Origin of the sequence: Bacteroides muris (ex Fokt et al. 2023), from assembly GCF_024704895.1 — a bacterium.
Classification (GTDB): Bacteria; Bacteroidota; Bacteroidia; order Bacteroidales; family Bacteroidaceae; genus Bacteroides; species Bacteroides muris.
Genome location: NZ_JAMZEE010000006.1, coordinates 84549 through 102279 on the forward strand (window position 1 = coordinate 84549; position 17731 = coordinate 102279).

Sequence of the window (17731 nt, forward strand, 5' to 3'; positions counted from 1 at the left end):
ACACTTGGTACAGAGGTTCATCCGTCCTCTTGCCTCACACACACGTACGCGCGGGAAAGAGAGGGGGGAATCCGAAAAGGGCAGAAAAATCAGGACCGGCATTCTGTAACACCTGACGGAATTCTACGGCATCGGTCGCAAATACCGGAAGGTTAAGAGGGCCTGTCTTTCCGTACTTCGCTTGGCCTATCGCGCATACGCGCGTGTGTGAGGCAAGAAGACGGATGAACCTCTGTACCAAGTGTACCAATGTCAGCTTTGCATCGCCTGAGTTGACCTCTGCACCACTCAAGTTGACCTTTACGTCGCCAGACCTCAGGTTTATGGTTTTTCCGGTGCAGCCGCTATTTTTGCAAATAATTTTTCTATTCATTCTTTTTGAAGAAAAAACGATATTATTTCATCTTTTCAGATAAAAATCTTTGGTATTATTAAAAATGTATCTATTTTTGCACCGCATTTTGTGTTATACGGACACAAAAAAGGTTGAAAAAATGAGGTATAAAAACTCTAACATAAAAAAGTGCCTAGATACTAAAACAATAGCACGGTGTGCGGCGTTCTTTTTATTCTGTTTGCTTCCTTTAAAAGGAATTTGTCAAACGGGAGAAAGTACTGTAGATGCTTTAGTGGAAATGGGATTTGAAAATGTTGGATGGACGGAAAATGACGATGAACGTGTTTATGTTCTGCAGAATTCTGCATATCGTTTGCAAGGCGTAGGCATAGGCAAAGCGGTGGATGTTATCCAGAAGACGGGTTTGTCGGAAGAAAAACCGTGCCGGATAATAGTTCTGGATAATAATGTGCCTCAGATTTCTCTTTATTATCATCCTCTAAAGGGTGATTCGGTGCCTCAGGCAGAGCGTAAAGACTGGCATGTAAGCTATGAGCTGGGTGACGCTTGGGAGAGTGCACGGAAAATAAAGTTGAAGAATAGTTCTTTGTTTAAGGTTGATGTACTGGTGTATCCGGAGTTGGCTTTCAAGAATCTGATTATTACACAGATTTACCAGGTTTTATTTGATTTGAGCCCGGCCGTGGAAGTTTCGCTGTGGAAAGGCATGAAGCTTACGGCGCAAATGAAAATACCGGTATATAATGATGGTTATGGAAAGCGGGAAGGAAAAGTTCATCCGGGTTTTTTAACGGTTTCGCAGCGCTTTCGTTTGCCATATAATGTTTTCGGCAAAACAACGATTGGCATTTTTAACGGTAGTCGTTATGGTTTTGATGCGGAATTTTCCCGGCCTTTCAAGGATGAACGTTTTTCAGTGTTTGCCCGAATGGGGTATACGGGAGCCGGAAGGTGGGATGGGTTTAAATTCCAGTATGATCCTTCGCAATGGTTGCTTTCATGGTCTTTGGGAGGTAGCTTCTATTGGCCGCGTTACAATATGCAGTTTACGCTGCAAACAGAACGGTATATGCTGAAAGAAAAAGGAGTGCGGTTTGATATGATACGCCATTTCCGATATTGTTCGATTGGATTTTATGCGGTAAAGGCAAAAAATATAAAGGCAAACGGAGGATTCCGTTTCCAAGTGGCATTGCCCGCTTATAAATATAGAAGAAAAGGATATGTGCCGCGTGTTAATGCTTCAAACAATATGGGTATTACTTATAATGCCGGTAATGAAAGGTATTATTATAAGCAATATCGGTCGGAAGCAAGCGATAATATAATGGAGAAGAATAGTTTTAACCCATATTTTATTAAGTCGGAATTGTTAAATTTTTAATTAATTAATTGAAATGAGAAAAAGAAGTTTTTTAAGCGGCGTAAGTGCTAAATTGGCATTGGCTGCAGTAGCTTTGACAAGCATGATGTTCACAAGCTGCGAAAAAGAGGAATTTAATTTTGCACCCGTAGAAGTAGAACCTGCAAGTGCTACCATCCTTGTTACTGTATACGATTTGAAAGATGGCTCTGTTATCACAGATGCTACGATTACAGAAAATGGTGCTGCTGTTTCTGGTTCAATCAAAGTAGAAGCAGGTGAAGATGGTACAATTGCTGCAGCAACAAGAACTTTTGCTGCTACAAAAACTGGTTATGTAGCCGGAGAAGGACAAGCTACTATTCCTGCTCTTGCAAAAGGTAAGTCTGCTGTTGTTCCGGTAAGCATTTTCTTGCAGCGAGTAGATGCAGCTTTTGATAATCCTACTGAGAAAGATGAAGAGGATGCTAAATATTCTGGTGATAAAACTGTTATAACTGATCTTGGCGATAATACTGAAGCAGGTGAGGAACCTATTGTAAAGTCAATCTCATATATTGCTGAGTATGGTCAGAAAGTTCAAAATCTGAGTGATGTAGAAAAGTGGATTGACGCTATGCCTACTACGAAAGCAATGTCTGCTGCTGATGTAAAGAATGTATTGAAAGCTTTGGTTGCGTCATACAATCCGGGTATAGAGAAAAAAGAAATGGTTAAGGATATTACCATTATGCCTTTCACTAAGTTGATTCGTGTAGATGTTATCAACAATTACGAAACAACAAAGAAGAGCATTACTGCCACTATTGACGGTGTTCCTTATACTGTTCCTGGTGTAGAAATCAAGAAAGTTATAAATACAGTAGTTAGTCCTGAATTTATTTCTGTAGCACACGGTCACGATCATGGTCACGGCCACGGCAATGGTAACAATGCCGGTGGTGGTATTGGTGAAAACTAATTGATTTTTTAGTTGTTGTTTATCTTTAAACCAAAGAAAAGATGAAAAGTAAATTAATGATAGCCTCCTTATTGTTGGCAGGCGCTTGTGCAGCAAACCTGAATGCACAAGAAAAAAAGAGCTACTACACTCCGAAATGGAGCGACAATATTTTTGTCAGTGTAGGTGGCGGTATTCATTCCATCAACAATGATGGTTTCAACAAGATTGCTCCGCATTTCAGCGTATCATTGGGTAAGCTGATTACTCCGACTTGGGGTGTACGTGCTCAGGTGAACGGTGTTACACAACACTTGTGCCTGGATGACGCATATTGGGAACATAACAAGACTTACATTGGCGGTAACATTGATGCAATGGTCAACTTGTCTACATTGTTTGCCGGTGTAAATCCTAACCGTTTCTTCGAGGTTTACGGTTTTGCCGGTCCTCAGTTGTCAGTAGCAAAATCTACCAACGTAATGGTTCAAAACGACGGAACAATGATTCCTGATGGCGAGGCTAAGGCTAGAGCCCGTGTAGGTGCTTCTGCCGGTTTGGGCTTGAAGTTCAATATCAACACCAAGTGGGCTATTGACGTAGAAGCCCGTGGTGCTATCGCTCCGTCCGTTTTCGGTAACATCAGTAGCCATCGCAAGGCTGAAGGTACAGGTATGCTGACCGCAGGTGTAAGCTACATCTTCGGTGGCAAGAAGTTCCTGCCTGCTTCCAATGTAGACGAAGATGCTGTCAATGCAGAAATCAACAGATACAGAAGCGAGCTGGCTCAGGCTCAGGCTGACCTGGCTAACTGCAAGAACGCACTGGCCAATGCTAAACCGGAAGTGAAGGAAGTGACCAAGGAAGTTGAAGTTGCCGGTCCGCGTGCTATCTTCTTCAAGATTGGTAGCGCCCGTCTGGATGACTATGGTAAAGTTAACATCGAATTGGCTGCCAAGATTCTGAAGGCTAATCCGGACAAGAAGTACAAGGTTGCAGGTTATGCAGACAAGGCTACCGGTAGCGCTTCTTGGAACCAAAAGCTGTCTGAAAAGCGTGCTCAGGTTGTTTACGATGCCTTGATTGCTCAGGGTGTTGACAAAGACCAGCTCGAACTCGTAGGATTCGGTGGTACTGCCAATATGTTCGGCAAGAACTTCTTGAACCGCGTAGTTATCTTGGAATAATATACTCCAAGTGACAAATAGACTCTAAAAATGAAGGCGTCTGGGACTCAGACGCCTTTTTTTGGTACTATGTCCGATGCATGTTATAAAGCAACCTATTTTTATCAGCGACTGAATTTATATGTGATGATGAAGTTCAAGCTATTTCTTATCGTTCTGTCTTGCAGCCTTTCCCTATCGGCCTTTTCTCAGCTGACGTATGGTACGACGGGGCTGTTGCACGCACCCTCTGCGGAGATGCAGCGCGACAAGACTTTCATGGTCGGCGGCAACTTCCTGAACAAGGAGCTCACACCCCCCACCTGGTACTATCATACCTACAACTACTTTCTGAATGTCACCATCTTTCCCTTTCTGGAAGTGGCCTACACATGTACGCTTTTCAAGGCGGAGGCTTTGGGCCTGAAACCATACGGGTACAGCGGATTCACGAACCAGGACCGTTACTTTTCAGCCCGTCTGCGTGTGTTGAAGGAGGGACAGTTCTGGAAATACATGCCGGCTGTCGTGCTGGGGACGTCCGACCCGTTCACTTCCTCCGGAGGGGGACAAGTCGGCACCACGGAAGGTAACGGCTATTATAGCCGTTTCTATATTGCCGCTTCCAAGCATATACCCGTCATGGGCAAGGAGGAAGTGGGCGTTCACCTTTCCTACCTTTATAACAACCGCAAGGAGTACAAGCTGAACGGGCTGGCATTGGGAGTCACCTACAATCCCTCCTTTCATCCGCAGTTGAGGGTGATAGCGGAATATGACTCCAAGGACTTTGCCCTGGGAGCCACCTATCTGCTGTTCAAGCATCTGCATGTGCAGCTGGAAATGCAGAGGATGAAGTATTTCAGTGGAGGGCTGACATACAAAATTCATCTGAAATAATTAGTGGAAAAATCAGAGGAGGGGATGTTTGATATTACCAGACATCCCCTTTTTCTGTATTATATATGTAAGATTAACGGCAAAATCCAAATTTTAATCGTAATTTTGTAGCCCATTATGAGTAGAATAATAGCCATAGACTACGGTCGGAAACGTACGGGAATAGCCGTGAGCGATACATTGCAGATGATTGCCAATGGACTGACAACTGTGCCTACACACCAACTGTTGCAGTTCCTTCTTGATTATGTGACTAAGGAACCGGTGGAGCGGATTTTGGTAGGTCTGCCTAAGCAGATGAACAATGAGGCTTCGGAAAACATGAGGAATATCGAGCCTTTTGTCCGTTCGTTGAAGAAGAAACTGCCTGACATGCCGGTTGAATATGTAGACGAACGTTTTACTTCTGTTCTGGCTCATCGGACGATGCTTGAGGCCGGCTTGAAGAAGAAAGCTCGCCAGAACAAAGCGTTGGTGGACGAAATCAGTGCGACTATTATTCTGCAAACTTATTTGGAGAACAAGCGCTTCTCCTTCTTATAATGTATAGGGAAGTAATGTGTAATTAAGTAATATTGTAATTAAGGAAATGATTTTACCCATTTATGTGTACGGCCAGCCCGTATTGAGAAAGGTGGCAGAGGATATTGCTCCGGACTATCCGAACTTGAAGGAACTTATTGAGAATATGTTTGAAACCATGGACCATGCCGAAGGCGTGGGGCTTGCAGCTCCGCAAATAGGTCTTCCTATTCGTGTAGTGGTGGTCAATTTGGATGTTTTGTCCGAGGATTTGCCGGAATACAAAGGATTTCGTAAGGTGTATATCAATGCCCATATTTTGGAAGTGGGAGGTGAAACCGTGTCTATGGATGAGGGGTGCTTGAGCCTCCCGGGAATTCATGAAGGGGTGAAGCGTGGCGATAAGATACGTGTGAAGTATCTGGACGAGAATCTGGAAGAACACGAGGAGGTTGTCGAAGGTTATCTGGCACGCGTAATGCAGCATGAATTCGACCATCTGGAAGGAAAGATGTTCATAGACCATTTGTCTCCGCTTCGCAAGCAGATGATTAAAGGAAAACTGAACGCTATGTTGAAAGGCAAGGCACACTGTACTTATAAGGTGAAAACCGTCAAGAAGTAAGTCAATCATATAATATGGTATAAAAGGCTCAAAAAATATAAAAAGTGTTCCGCTAATCCCGACAAGTAAATGAAAAACGTTACTTTTGTTTCGTTTACAAGCATTTATAGAACAAGATGATAAAAAAAATACTGACGGCTATTTTGCTGTTACCTACATTGTTGTATGCACAAATCAATACGGAACGGGTGATGACCATTGCTCGGAATGCGTTGTATTTTGAGGATTACGTGCTTTCTATCCAATATTTTAATCAGGTAATCAACGCGAAACCTTATTTGTATGAGCCTTATTTTTTCCGTGGACTGGCAAAAATCAATCTGGATGGCTATCAGGGGGCGGAGAGTGATTGCGATGCTGCGATTCAAAGAAATCCTTTCGTAGTAGGTGCTTACCAGATCAGGGGACTGGCACGTATCCGGCAGAACAAGTTTGACGGGGCGATTGAAGATTATAAAACTGCCCTCAAATACGACCCCGAGAATCTGGTGCTTTGGCATAACCTTTCCCTTTGCCATATTCAAAAAGAAGATTATGAGTCGGCTAAGGAAGATTTGGGTACGCTCCTGACAATTGCCCCCAGGTACACACGTGCTTATCTTATGCGTGGTGAAGTTTCTCTGAAACAGAACGATACGATACAGGCTTTGCATGATTTTGACAAAGCTATCGGTATGGACTGCTATGACCCGGACGGATGGGGAGCAAGAGCCATTGTACGTCTTCAGCAGGGGAAGTATAAAGAGGCCGAAGCTGATTTGGACCACTCCATCCATCTGAGTGCAAAGAATGCCGGCAACTATATCAACCGTGCCTTGGCGCGTTTCCATCAGAATAATTTGAGAGGTGCCATGAGCGACTATGACTTGGCTCTGGATATTGATCCGAATAATTTTCTCGGGCACTACAACCGGGGGTTGCTGCGTGCCCAGGTAGGCGATGACAACCGGGCGATAGAAGATTTTGATTTTGTGTTGAAGATAGAGCCGGACAACATGATGGCTACCTTCAATCGTGGTTTGTTGCGTGCTCAAACGGGGGATTACCGGGGAGCAGTCAGCGACTATTCCAAAGTGATTGCAGAATATCCTAACTTTATGGCAGGCTATTATCGGCGTGCCGAAGCCCGTAAAAAGATTGGCGACCATAAGGGGGCTGAACAGGATGAGTTCGAAATCATGAAGATGCAGATAGACAAGCGCAACGGTGTTTCTTCCGGTGAGAAAAAAGAAGATAGCGACAGTAAGGATGTTGCGGATAATTCTTCGGAAAACTCCAATGGCGGGAAGACACGTAAGAAATCGGACAAGAACATGGAAAACTATCGGAAAATTGTAATAGCGGACGATTCGGAAGCTGACCAGCGTTATAAGAGCGATTATCGCGGACGCGTACAAGACCGGAATGTGACCATCAAGCTTGAGCCGATGTATGCTTTGACTTATTATGAGAAACTGAGCGATGTGAAGCGTATCGTACATTATCATAAGTATATCGAGGAACTGAACCATTCGAAACAGTTCCCGAAGCTACTGCGCATTACCAATATGGAAGCTCCGTTGACGGAGGAACAAGTACGCTTCCACTTTGCTTTGATAGACGCTCATACGTCTGATGTGGTGGCTGACGAGAAGAACGCCAAGAAACGTTTCATGAGAGGTCTGGATTTCTATCTGGTTCAGGATTTTGCCAGTTCCATAGATGACTTTACAAAGAGTATCTTGTTGGACGACACTTTCTTCCCGGCATACTTTATGCGTGCTTTGGTGCGTTATAAGCAACTGGAATATAAAAAGGCCGAAGCCACAATGAGTGAAGGTGCCACTCTGGGTGCAACGGAAATGAAAAAGCCTGAAGTGACGGCCATCGACTATGAAGTTGTGAAGAATGACCTGGATCATGTTGTCCAATTGGCTCCTGATTTTGTCTATGGCTATTACAACCGTGGCAATGTGTCTTCGTTGCTGAAGGATTACCGTGCCGCCTTGGTGGATTATGACAAGGCGATTGAGTTGAGTCCCGATTTTGCAGAAGCATACTTTAACCGTGGATTGACGCACATCTTCCTGGGGAATAACAAACAAGGTATTGCCGATTTGAGTAAAGCTGGAGAGTTGGGCATTGTGTCGGCCTATAACATTATAAAGAGGTTTACAGATACACGTGAATAACATTTTTTTGCTAAAAAATAGAATATCAAAAAGAATTAGTTATTTTTGCGTTCTGAAAAATGAAATATACATATAAACTATGATAAAGATAACATTTCCAGACGGCTCTGTTCGTGAATATAACGAAGGAGTAACGGGACTGCAGATTGCAGAAAGCATCAGTTCTCGACTGGCACAGGATGTGCTGGCTTGTGGCGTGAACGGAGAAACTTATGATTTGGGGCGTCCTATCATGCAAGACGCTGAAGTGGTTCTTTATAAATGGGAGGATGAGCAGGGCAAGCATGCCTTTTGGCATACCAGTGCCCACTTGCTGGCCGAAGCTTTGCAAGAGCTCTATCCGGGCATCCAGTTCGGTATAGGTCCTGCTATCGAAAACGGTTTCTACTATGATGTGGATTCGGGTGAAACGACTATCAAGGAAGCCGACCTTCCGGTCATTGAGAAAAAAATGGCTGAATTGGTGGCTAAGAAAGAAGCGGTTGTCAGACAAGACATTGCCAAGGCAGATGCTTTGAAGATGTTCGGCGACCGTGGAGAAACTTATAAATGCGAGCTGATTTCCGAATTGGAAGACGGTCACATCACTACTTATACGCAAGGTGCGTTTACTGATTTGTGCCGTGGCCCTCACTTGATGACCACAGCTCCTATCAAGGCTATTAAGCTGACTTCCGTTGCCGGTGCTTACTGGCGTGGACAAGAAGACCGTAAAATGATGACCCGTATCTATGGTATCACCTTCCCTAAGAAGAAGATGCTGGATGAGTATCTCGTTCTGCTGGAAGAGGCAAAGAAGCGCGATCACCGCAAAATCGGTAAGGAGATGGACTTGTTCATGTTCTCCGACACGGTAGGTAAGGGACTTCCGATGTGGTTGCCGAAAGGTACTGCACTGCGTATCCGCTTGCAGGACTTCTTACGCCGCATCCAGGCTCGTTACGATTATCAAGAGGTAATGTGTCCGCCTATCGGCAACAAATTGCTTTACATCACTTCCGGTCACTATGCAAAATATGGTAAGGACTCATTCCAGCCTATCCATACACCGGAAGAAGGGGAAGAGTACTTCTTGAAACCGATGAACTGCCCTCACCACTGTATGATTTATAAAAACTCACCCCGTTCTTACAAAGATTTGCCTTTGCGTCTGGCAGAGTTCGGTACGGTTTGCCGTTATGAGCAGAGCGGTGAGTTGCACGGATTGACACGTGTGCGTAGCTTCACGCAGGATGATGCGCATATCTTCTGCCGTCCGGACCAGGTAAAGGATGAATTCCTCCGTGTAATGGATATTATCTCCATCGTGTTCGAATCTATGGACTTCGAAAACTTCGAAGCGCAGATTTCTTTGCGCGACAAAGTGAACCGTGAGAAGTATATCGGTAGCGACGAAAACTGGGAAAAGGCAGAACGAGCCATCATCGAAGCTTGTGAAGAAAAGGGCTTGAAGGCGAAAATAGAGTATGGCGAAGCCGCTTTCTATGGTCCGAAACTGGACTTCATGGTGAAGGATGCCATCGGTCGCCGTTGGCAGCTGGGTACCATCCAGGTGGACTACAATCTGCCGGAACGTTTCCAGCTGGAATATACCGGTGCCGACAATCAGAAGCACCGTCCCGTAATGGTTCACCGTGCTCCGTTCGGTTCTATGGAACGCTTTGTGGCTGTTCTTATTGAGCATACGGCCGGCAAGTTCCCGTTGTGGCTGACTCCTGACCAGGTCGCTATTCTGCCTATCAGCGAGAAGTTCAACGACTATGCGCATGAAGTGAAACAATGCTTGAAGAGATATGACATCCGTGCCATTGTGGACGAACGCAATGAAAAGATTGGTCGTAAGATTCGTGACAATGAGATGAAGCGTATTCCGTACATGCTGGTTGTAGGTGAAAAGGAGGCTGAAAATAAGGAAGTTGCTGTCCGCAAGCAGGGAGAAGGTGATAAAGGAACCATGAAATTTGAAGAATTTGCCAAAAAAATGAACGAAGAAGTTCAGAATATGATAAATAAATGGTAACTTTGCGCCCAATTGTAGAAGCATAGCATATATTGGATGTTCTAAAGATTGCTTTTACTTAACATAAAACATTAATTTGGGAATAGTAAATAAGAAACAAACTGGAAGTAAACGTTATTTAATGAAGAATGACAGCTTAAAAGGGCAACATCGGATTAACGAACAAATCCGGGCCAAAGAAGTCCGCATAGTGGGCGATGAAGTAGAACCAAAAGTGTATCCGATAGGGCAGGCTTTAAGACTTGCTGAAGAACATGAAGCGGATCTCGTGGAGATTTCTCCGAATGCACAACCCCCTGTTTGTCGTATTATTGATTATTCTAAATTTCTTTACCAGTTAAAGAAGCGTCAGAAAGAGCAAAAGGCAAAGCAGGTGAAGGTAAACGTGAAGGAAATACGTTTTGGACCTCAGACTGATGACCATGACTATAACTTCAAGTTGAAGCATGCCAAAGGCTTTTTGGAAGATGGCGATAAGGTGAAAGCCTACGTGTTTTTTAAAGGCCGTTCCATCTTGTTCAAAGAGCAGGGAGAAGTGTTGCTGCTCCGTTTTGCCAATGACTTGGAAGACTATGCGAAAGTAGACCAGATGCCGGTTCTGGAAGGAAAGAGAATGACTATTCAGCTTTCTCCGAAGAAGATGACGGCACCGAAGAAGAACGTAGCTCCCAAGCCTGCAGAAGATGCGCCAAAGGCTGTGTCGGCTGAAACAGAAGAATAAAGAAGTGAGTAACGCCATAGGTATAGTGCGTTGCCATATAATTTAATAATTAAAAAGTTTAAAAAAGATGCCAAAGATGAAGACTAACTCCGGTGCTAAAAAGAGATTTACTCTTACCGGAACAGGTAAAATCAAAAGAAAGCACGCTTTTCATAGTCACATTTTGACTAAGAAAACTAAGAAGCAGAAAAGAAATTTGTGCTACTCTACACTTGTCAGTACAACAGATGTAAGCCAAGTGAAAGAGCTTTTAGCAATGAAGTAATTGAAAAGCGTACAAAAGTATTAAAGTTATTAACCGAATGCATTAGCTTTAAGTCCGCTGCGTGAAGTAACGGCGCTAACATTCAAAAACAAGTAAAACTATGCCAAGATCAGTAAATCATGTTGCTTCTAGAGCAAGAAGAAAGAAAATTTTGAAATTGACCAGAGGTTACTTTGGTGCAAGAAAGAACGTTTGGACTGTTGCCAAGAATACTTGGGAGAAAGGTTTGACCTATGCGTTCCGTGACCGTAAGAACAAGAAGAGAAACTTCCGTGCTTTGTGGATTCAGCGTATCAATGCTGCCGCTCGTCTGGAAGGTATGTCTTACTCTAAGCTGATGGGCGCTTTGCACAAAGCCGGTATCGAAATCAACCGCAAAGTATTGGCTGATTTAGCGATGAACCATCCGGAAGCTTTCAAGGCTATCGTTGCTAAAGCAAAGGCTGCGTAAAAACACAGTTAGCAAATAAATCGCAAGGTGCTGATTACTATTTTGGTAGTCAGCACTTTTTGTCTTCTGATAGTCCTGGAAGGGAGGAAAACTTTAAAAGGACTTGAAACAATTTGCTGCTTTTTCTTGTTTCTTTCATAGAAACTCATTACCTTTGTTATAGAAAAAATAGCCGCATTGATTGAATCGGGAAACTCATCAATTTTTATGAAATACCGAGACAAGCTTCGCTTCTCAATGGCGGGCCACGCCCTTCGGGGTAACTCTTGAGTCGGTGGATTACAAAGAGGAGGAGCACTCAAATCATGTCATACGGAGTTTCATCACATCATCGGTGCGGCTTTCTATAAAAGAGGAACGGTAATCTGTTTGGATAACTGTTCCTCTTTCTTTTTATGCGGATGCGGGTGATTGTGAAACAGATGGTCTGTTTTGAAAAGAGGTTTTACGGTTTATTTGTTGTTCCTCAAATCTTTTACCCTCACAGCTTTTCCTTCACTCTGTGGTAGGGAGCCTTTCTTTACCAACCGTAATTTCGGGGTGACCAGAATCTCATCTTTCAACTGACGGGTGATTGCTTTGCGAATCTTCTCCAGCTCGATATAGTTGTCGGTAGAGAGGTCGCTGAGCTCAACTTCTACAATCATTTCATCCTGATTGTTGACCGTTTCGAGCGTGATGAGGTAATTGCTGCCCAATTCGGGGAATTGTACCAGCACCTTTTCCACCTGCATGGGGAAGATGTTGACTCCCTTGATGATGAACATGTCGTCACTACGGCCTTTGATGCGGTCTATACGGATGGGGGTACGTCCGCAAGGGCACTTGCCGGGCAGAATGCGGGTAAGGTCGCGTGTACGATAACGGATGAGCGGCATCATTTCTCTGTCTAAGGTTGTCAGTACCAGTTCGCCGATTTCACCTTCCGGTACGGGGGCGCCGGTTTCGGGATTGATGATTTCGACCAGGTAACAATCTTCCCAAAAATGCATGCCGTCTTGTTCGGTACATTCGAAAGCTACGCCGGGACCATTCATTTCCGTCATACCGAAGCTGTTGTAGGCTTTGACACCAAGCATGCGCTCAATCTTTCTGCGTTGCTCGTCTGTGTGGGGCTCGGCGCCGATTACAAGCGTTTTCAGACTTGTACCGGCCGGGTCTATACCTTCTTCCTGGAATACTTCGGCCAGACGGATGGCATAGCTGGGAATAGCATGCAGGGCAGTGGTTTTGAAATCGGTGATGAACTTAATCTGGCGCTTGCTGTTGCCGGCAGCGGCCGGAACAGTCAGTGCACCCAGACGCTCTGCTCCATACTGAAAACCCAGTCCTCCGGTGAACATGCCGTAGCCGGAGCTGTTTTGGAAAACATCCGTCTTACGGATGCCTACCATATAGAGGCAGCGGGCTACTAAGTTAGCCCAAGAGTCCAAATCGTGTTGAGAGTGTACGATGACTGTCGGTGTGCCCGTAGTGCCACTGGAAGAATGGATACGTACTCCGTCCTCACGCATATTTCCTGCGACTAATCCGAAAGGATAATTGGCGCGCATATCGGCCTTAGTGGTAAAGGGTATCTTGCGTATGTCTTCTACAGACCGGATGCTGTCGGCGGTGATGCCATGCTCTTGGAATACCTTTTTGTAATAGGGCGAGTTGGCGGCAATGCTGACAGTTTTCTTTAACCGTTGCAGTTGCAGTTCGCGCAACTGCTCACGGGGCATTGTTTCAATCTCTTCTTCCCAGTATTTGTTATTCATGGTATGGTGAAATTTAGGGTCAATTATAGTTTATATCAGTTTTTCTGCAATCTCTTTGCCTGCTGCCAGTGCTTTGAGGTTCAGCTCAACAATAGCATCGCCTTTGCGCTGAAAGATTTCGCGGATACTGTCTTGTACTTTTGCATAGTCGATGCCGAGGAAGGGGATGGTGGCGCCCAGAAGTACGATGTTCGCTACGCGGGGAGAACCTGCTTCTTTTGCCACTTCGTTCACATTCAGCATGATTTTATGCGGCAACTTGTTGATTTCAGCCTTGATGTCTTTTTCTGCAGGATAGTTGGGGATGTTGATGAAGGGAGCTTCATTGGTCACCAACCAACCTTCGGGGCTGAGGTAGGGGAGGTAGCGCAGTGCCTCCATCGGTTCCAGGGAGATGATGAGGTCGCATTTTCCTGTGGGAATGAGGTCTGAAGCGATGGGTTGGTTGCTAATACGCAGATTGGACTGCACGTCACCGCCTCGCTGGCTCATGCCGTGTACTTCTGCCTGCTTCATATAGAGTCCGTCCTTAAGGGCTGCTTTGCCGATTACGGTGGCGATGGAGAGGATACCTTGTCCTCCTACGCCGGAAAGTATGATGTCTTTTTTCATGGTTTTACTTGTTTCTTTTTTTGCGTGCTAATGTCTGGATACATTCTCTGCGGGGTATGATGACGGATACGCCGTGGTATTCGATTTCTTCCCGGATTATTTGCTTCATTTCCTCGTAGTTTTTCTTCAAGGGGACTACGACGCGGATATGTTCGGGGGCTACACCGATGCCGGCGCAGATGGCTTCCAGACGTCCGGTGCCGGCAGAGTCTTGTCCTCCGGTCATGGCAGTGGTTTCATTATCGGAGATGACGATGGTGACGTCGGCGTTTTCGTTGACGCAATCCAGCAATCCCGTCATGCCCGAGTGGGTGAAGGTGGAGTCACCGATGACGGCTACGGCAGGATGCAGACCGGCATCCGAAGCGCCCTTCGCCATGGTGATGGATGCGCCCATATCCACGCAAGAGTTGATGGCGTTGAATGGGGCATTGGCTCCAAGCGTATAGCAACCAATGTCGCTGAATACCTTGTATGTGGGATATTCTTCTTTCAATACTTGGGTCAGCACCGTGTACATGTCGCGATGGCCGCACCCTTCGCACAAGGCGGGCGGGCGCATCTCTACCAGAGAAGGAACACTGAACTCAGCCTTGTTCTCCTTGCCTATGGCACGCGCCACGCTGTCCGGGTTCAGTTCTCCGTCTTGCGCCAAGGTACCGTCCAGGCGGCCTTTTACGTTGATGCCGATGCCCAGATAACCTTTCAGTTGTTTTTCTACGAAGGGTTGCCCGTCTTCCAGTACCAGAATCTCGTCACACGCCTCTACCAGCTGCATCAGCTGTTTCTTGGGCAACGGATATTGTCCGATTTTCAGTACCGGATATTCGCAACCTTCGGGATAGTTCTCCATCAGGTAGTTGTAGCCGATGCCGCATGCCACGATGCCCAGTTTTTTGTTGGGACCGTCGGTGTATTTGTTGTAAGCGGAGTTTTCAGAAGCTTTGATAAATTCGTCCTGGCGCTGCAGCAATGCTTTGTAGCGTTTACGTGCATTACCCGGCAGAAGGATGAACTGACGCGGGTCGTCGCTGAAGGAAATCTCATTCTGCGGTTGTCGTTCCTTGCGCTCTACGCCGGAGCGGGAGTGGGCCAGGCGCGTAACCATGCGCATCAGGATGGGCTCGCCGGTCTGTTCGGAGAAGCTGAATCCGTTGTACGCCATGTCGTAGGCTTCCTGCTGGTTGCTTGGCTCGTACATCGGGATGAGGGAGAAGTCGCCATAGAAACGGCTGTCCTGCTCGTTCTGTGAGGAGTGCATGCTGGGGTCGTCGGCAGCAATGACTATCAGACCGCCTTTTACTCCTGTAATGGCAGAATTGATGAAACAGTCGGCGGCCACGTTCATACCCACGTGCTTCATGCACACCAGTGAACGCTTGCCTGCAAAGGACATGCCCAAGGCGGCCTCCATCGCAGTTTTCTCGTTAGAGCACCAACGGTTATGTATGTTCTTTTCGGCAGTAACCGGTGCCATTTGAATATATTCGGTGATTTCCGTAGAAGGAGTGCCGGGATAGGCATATACGCCCGAAAGTCCGGCATCTAATGCAGCTTGTGCAATGGCTTCATCGCCAAGTAAGAGTTGCTTGCTCATATCTGAATATTTAAGTGTTAGTCATGGATTATTATAGACGCAAATATAGGATTTTGCTTTTATTTTATCAGCAGATTACTTGAAAATCTTTCTTTCGTTTAATGCATTCCAATATTTTCTTGCATTTTTCATATGCTCGGCATAGTTGGATGCGAAGTTATGGGTACCCGAGAAGTCCTCTTTGGCACACATGTAGAGGTAGTTGTGTTTCGTATAATTCAGCACCGCATCCAGTCCGATGGGTGAAGGGATACGTATGGGGCCGGGAGGCAGTCCGGCATTGAGGTAGGTATTGTAGGGTGATTCTACCGCCAGATGTGCATTTGTAATTCTCCGCAAACCGAAGTCCTGCAAGGCAAATTTGATGGTAGGGTCGGCCTGCAGGGGCATGCCGGTGTGCAGGCGGTTGATGTAGAGTCCTGCTACCATCGGTTTCTCGGAATTATTGTTTGTTTCTTCCTCGACGATGGACGCGAGGGTACAGACTTCCGTCGGGGTCATTCCGATGGCATTGGCTTTATCTAAGCGTTCCTGGTTCCAGAACTTCTGGTGCTCTTTCTGCATTCTTTCGAAAAATTCTTCTGCGTTCATGTCCCAATAGACTTGGTAGGTTTCGGGAATGAAGAGGCAAGGCATAGTCTCTTTGGTGTATCCCAGTTTTTGTTGAAATGCGGAGTCGTTCATCAGTCCGGCTATTTCGGTGGAGTCTATCATGAGCTGTTTGCCTACGCTGCGTGCCAAGCGGTCTAGCGTGCGTACGCTGCCGACGGTGAGGTTCATCGGTTCTTGATATCCGCGGTACAGACGGCTGAATACGTGATATACATTTTCTCCCGGTCGGATGGCGTAGCGTCCGGTGTGTATGTTTGTGGGATATTTCTTGTATTGGGCCATCCAGCGGAAGCCGTTGAAGCTCCGGGGATGGCCTTGTCGTTTCACCTTATTATATATGGAATCGGTGGTGTCGTCGCGGTCTATATAGATATAGACTGTTTTTTGCGGATGGAATTGCGGGGCAAACAGATAGTAGTATGCTGTTCCTGCACAAGCTGCTCCGATGAGAGTCAGTGCGATGAATGTTCCGATAATGATTTTCTTCTTTTCCATTTTATTTTACAATGTCTTTAGTTGGGCAAAGTTAGTAAAAAATGGAGTGAAAACCATCAAGTCATATCAGTTAATTCGATAGCTGACATCTCTACCATCTTCCTCCTTTCTGCCTCTGCCGAATGACAACCCTTACCCGAATTGCTATTAAGAAGACAGAGAGTGTAACGGACGTGACAAAGGTAAATTCTATTGTTGAAGGTGTCAGCTTTTCGGACGTGCTTAATTCCTATGGCGATTTCCGTGCCGGGGATACCTCAAAAACGGCAGTGACTAACTACGAGAGAAGAAGTTAGGAATGCTTTGGAACTGTGTTTTTTCATGATGGATATTTCGGCTTCTCAGCATGTCAGCTCGATGAGGAACGTGTCAATGCTGGCAGCAAGACCGGAACAGTAGGAAACGTAACGCTTTTCGGGCAGATAGCCCATTTGGTTGACACGCTTCATCTGAGTTATACCGAGGAAAATTTGAACAGGCTCTAAAATATTTCCAAAAAAAACAGAAATTCTTTTTGCCTTTTCAAATAAAGGTGTACCTTTGCATCCCGTAAACAAAAGCTTATTGCCGCTATAGCTCAGTTGGTAGAGCAACGCATTCGTAACGCGTAGGTCGCCAGTTCAAGTCTGGCTAGCGGCTCAAAAGCAGAAGCCCATTAATTGTCTTATATTTGAAACAATTAGGCTTCTGCTTTTGTTTTATAATTCTTCGATTTTTTTTAAGAAGGATTCATAGTCCACTGGTGGACTAAATAACTTATCCAAAACTTATCCTTCAAATTTTAATCTATTATGGTAACCCTTAATTAGCTATTTTCAAGGCAAAAGTTCTAAAGGACAGCAGACATAAAATAAGAGTGGCTAAAGGTCTGATGCTCCTATTATAAACACCAAGCTAAGAAGCATGATGAATGAATCCTTATTGTATGATGGCCTTGTTCGAAGCTTGTATGCTCACCCTGGAAGTGGGAGCTACGGGGATGGGGAAAAGTTATACTGGCCTTGGGGCAACATGGTTATATTGAAAAAAAGGGCTTTGATTGGACAAATAAAAAAATAGTGTCAATTTCCCCGCTTTCTTCTACCAAATGAAAAGGCGTGAAAAGAACAGCTTTTTAATGCTTTTTCTGAAACTTAGAGGTGGAATAAATGTA

16 protein-coding genes and 1 tRNA gene are annotated in these 17731 nt (G+C 45.3%); 12 read left to right on the forward strand and 5 right to left on the reverse strand.

The annotated features are described in order from the left end of the window. Positions 1 to 34 precede the first annotated feature (34 nt). On the reverse strand, positions 35 to 373 hold the full coding sequence (locus M1B78_RS04025) for a hypothetical protein (protein WP_257939954.1): 339 nt from the start codon (positions 371 to 373) through the stop codon (positions 35 to 37). 121 nt (positions 374 to 494) lie between these two features. Between M1B78_RS04025 and M1B78_RS04030 the strand changes: the two genes are divergently transcribed. The 11 genes from M1B78_RS04030 to rplT all read left to right on the forward strand — a co-directional run bounded on the left by M1B78_RS04030 (position 495) and on the right by rplT (position 11502). Continuing rightward, complete coding sequence (locus tag M1B78_RS04030) at positions 495 to 1742, forward strand: hypothetical protein (RefSeq protein WP_257939975.1); 1248 nt, start codon at positions 495 to 497, stop codon at positions 1740 to 1742. 13 nt (positions 1743 to 1755) lie between these two features. Next, complete coding sequence (locus tag M1B78_RS04035; RefSeq protein WP_257939955.1) at positions 1756 to 2682, forward strand: DUF3869 domain-containing protein; 927 nt, start codon at positions 1756 to 1758, stop codon at positions 2680 to 2682. A gap of 41 nt (positions 2683 to 2723) precedes the next feature. Continuing rightward, a complete protein-coding gene (locus tag M1B78_RS04040) occupies positions 2724 to 3848 on the forward strand; it encodes an OmpA family protein (protein WP_257939956.1) in 1125 nt (374 codons plus the stop codon). A 126-nt stretch (positions 3849 to 3974) separates the two neighbouring features. Further along, positions 3975 to 4727, forward strand: coding sequence for a YjbH domain-containing protein (locus M1B78_RS04045; RefSeq protein WP_230469218.1), 753 nt, complete (start codon positions 3975 to 3977; stop codon positions 4725 to 4727). A 117-nt stretch (positions 4728 to 4844) separates the two neighbouring features. Further along, positions 4845 to 5270, forward strand: coding sequence for a Holliday junction resolvase RuvX (gene ruvX / locus M1B78_RS04050; RefSeq protein ID WP_016273432.1), 426 nt, complete (start codon positions 4845 to 4847; stop codon positions 5268 to 5270). 46 nt (positions 5271 to 5316) lie between these two features. After that, on the forward strand, positions 5317 to 5874 hold the full coding sequence (gene def / locus M1B78_RS04055) for a peptide deformylase (protein WP_257930821.1): 558 nt from the start codon (positions 5317 to 5319) through the stop codon (positions 5872 to 5874). Between the two features lie 116 nt (positions 5875 to 5990). Next, positions 5991 to 8045, forward strand: a complete 2055-nt coding sequence (locus tag M1B78_RS04060; RefSeq protein WP_257939957.1) for a tetratricopeptide repeat protein — start codon at positions 5991 to 5993, stop codon at positions 8043 to 8045. A gap of 79 nt (positions 8046 to 8124) precedes the next feature. Continuing rightward, positions 8125 to 10065 (forward strand): threonine--tRNA ligase, encoded by a 1941-nt coding sequence (gene thrS / locus M1B78_RS04065; protein ID WP_257939958.1) that lies wholly within the window; start codon positions 8125 to 8127, stop codon positions 10063 to 10065. 121 nt (positions 10066 to 10186) lie between these two features. After that, positions 10187 to 10786, forward strand: a complete 600-nt coding sequence (gene infC / locus M1B78_RS04070; RefSeq protein WP_257939959.1) for a translation initiation factor IF-3 — start codon at positions 10187 to 10189, stop codon at positions 10784 to 10786. 67 nt (positions 10787 to 10853) lie between these two features. After that, positions 10854 to 11051 carry a 50S ribosomal protein L35 gene (gene rpmI / locus M1B78_RS04075; RefSeq protein WP_016273436.1) on the forward strand — a complete coding sequence of 66 codons (198 nt, stop codon included), beginning with the start codon at positions 10854 to 10856 and terminating at the stop codon, positions 11049 to 11051. A gap of 100 nt (positions 11052 to 11151) precedes the next feature. Beyond that, a complete protein-coding gene (rplT, locus tag M1B78_RS04080; RefSeq protein WP_007214085.1) occupies positions 11152 to 11502 on the forward strand; it encodes a 50S ribosomal protein L20 in 351 nt (116 codons plus the stop codon). 452 nt (positions 11503 to 11954) lie between these two features. On the opposite strand, the gene M1B78_RS04085 is transcribed toward rplT, so the two are convergent. The 4 genes from M1B78_RS04085 to mltG all read right to left on the reverse strand — a co-directional run bounded on the left by M1B78_RS04085 (position 11955) and on the right by mltG (position 16578). Further along, positions 11955 to 13262, reverse strand: a complete 1308-nt coding sequence (locus tag M1B78_RS04085; RefSeq protein ID WP_257939960.1) for a phenylacetate--CoA ligase — start codon at positions 13260 to 13262, stop codon at positions 11955 to 11957. A gap of 30 nt (positions 13263 to 13292) precedes the next feature. Then, positions 13293 to 13874 (reverse strand): indolepyruvate oxidoreductase subunit beta, encoded by a 582-nt coding sequence (locus M1B78_RS04090; RefSeq protein WP_176468135.1) that lies wholly within the window; start codon positions 13872 to 13874, stop codon positions 13293 to 13295. Between the two features lie 4 nt (positions 13875 to 13878). Further along, entirely contained in the window at positions 13879 to 15471 is a 1593-nt protein-coding gene (locus tag M1B78_RS04095) for a thiamine pyrophosphate-dependent enzyme (protein ID WP_176468134.1), read from the reverse strand. A 75-nt stretch (positions 15472 to 15546) separates the two neighbouring features. Then, positions 15547 to 16578, reverse strand: a complete 1032-nt coding sequence (gene mltG / locus M1B78_RS04100; RefSeq protein WP_257930826.1) for an endolytic transglycosylase MltG — start codon at positions 16576 to 16578, stop codon at positions 15547 to 15549. Between the two features lie 566 nt (positions 16579 to 17144). Here mltG and M1B78_RS04105 point away from each other — a divergent pair. Next, positions 17145 to 17217: transfer RNA gene (locus M1B78_RS04105), tRNA-Thr, on the forward strand. Positions 17218 to 17731 lie beyond the last annotated feature (514 nt).

Bases quoted from the DNA above. Each gene is read 5' to 3' on its own strand.
- M1B78_RS04025 (WP_257939954.1), bottom strand. From the start codon at position 373: ATGAATAGAAAAATTATTTGCAAAAATAGCGGCTGCACCGGAAAAACC.
- M1B78_RS04030 (WP_257939975.1), top strand. From the start codon at position 495: ATGAGGTATAAAAACTCTAACATAAAAAAGTGCCTAGATACTAAAACA.
- M1B78_RS04035 (WP_257939955.1), top strand. From the start codon at position 1,756: ATGAGAAAAAGAAGTTTTTTAAGCGGCGTAAGTGCTAAATTGGCATTG.
- M1B78_RS04040 (WP_257939956.1), top strand. From the start codon at position 2,724: ATGAAAAGTAAATTAATGATAGCCTCCTTATTGTTGGCAGGCGCTTGT.
- M1B78_RS04045 (WP_230469218.1), top strand. From the start codon at position 3,975: ATGATGAAGTTCAAGCTATTTCTTATCGTTCTGTCTTGCAGCCTTTCC.
- ruvX (WP_016273432.1), top strand. From the start codon at position 4,845: ATGAGTAGAATAATAGCCATAGACTACGGTCGGAAACGTACGGGAATA.
- def (WP_257930821.1), top strand. From the start codon at position 5,317: ATGATTTTACCCATTTATGTGTACGGCCAGCCCGTATTGAGAAAGGTG.
- M1B78_RS04060 (WP_257939957.1), top strand. From the start codon at position 5,991: ATGATAAAAAAAATACTGACGGCTATTTTGCTGTTACCTACATTGTTG.
- thrS (WP_257939958.1), top strand. From the start codon at position 8,125: ATGATAAAGATAACATTTCCAGACGGCTCTGTTCGTGAATATAACGAA.
- infC (WP_257939959.1), top strand. From the start codon at position 10,187: ATGAAGAATGACAGCTTAAAAGGGCAACATCGGATTAACGAACAAATC.
- rpmI (WP_016273436.1), top strand. From the start codon at position 10,854: ATGCCAAAGATGAAGACTAACTCCGGTGCTAAAAAGAGATTTACTCTT.
- rplT (WP_007214085.1), top strand. From the start codon at position 11,152: ATGCCAAGATCAGTAAATCATGTTGCTTCTAGAGCAAGAAGAAAGAAA.
- M1B78_RS04085 (WP_257939960.1), bottom strand. From the start codon at position 13,262: ATGAATAACAAATACTGGGAAGAAGAGATTGAAACAATGCCCCGTGAG.
- M1B78_RS04090 (WP_176468135.1), bottom strand. From the start codon at position 13,874: ATGAAAAAAGACATCATACTTTCCGGCGTAGGAGGACAAGGTATCCTC.
- M1B78_RS04095 (WP_176468134.1), bottom strand. From the start codon at position 15,471: ATGAGCAAGCAACTCTTACTTGGCGATGAAGCCATTGCACAAGCTGCA.
- mltG (WP_257930826.1), bottom strand. From the start codon at position 16,578: ATGGAAAAGAAGAAAATCATTATCGGAACATTCATCGCACTGACTCTC.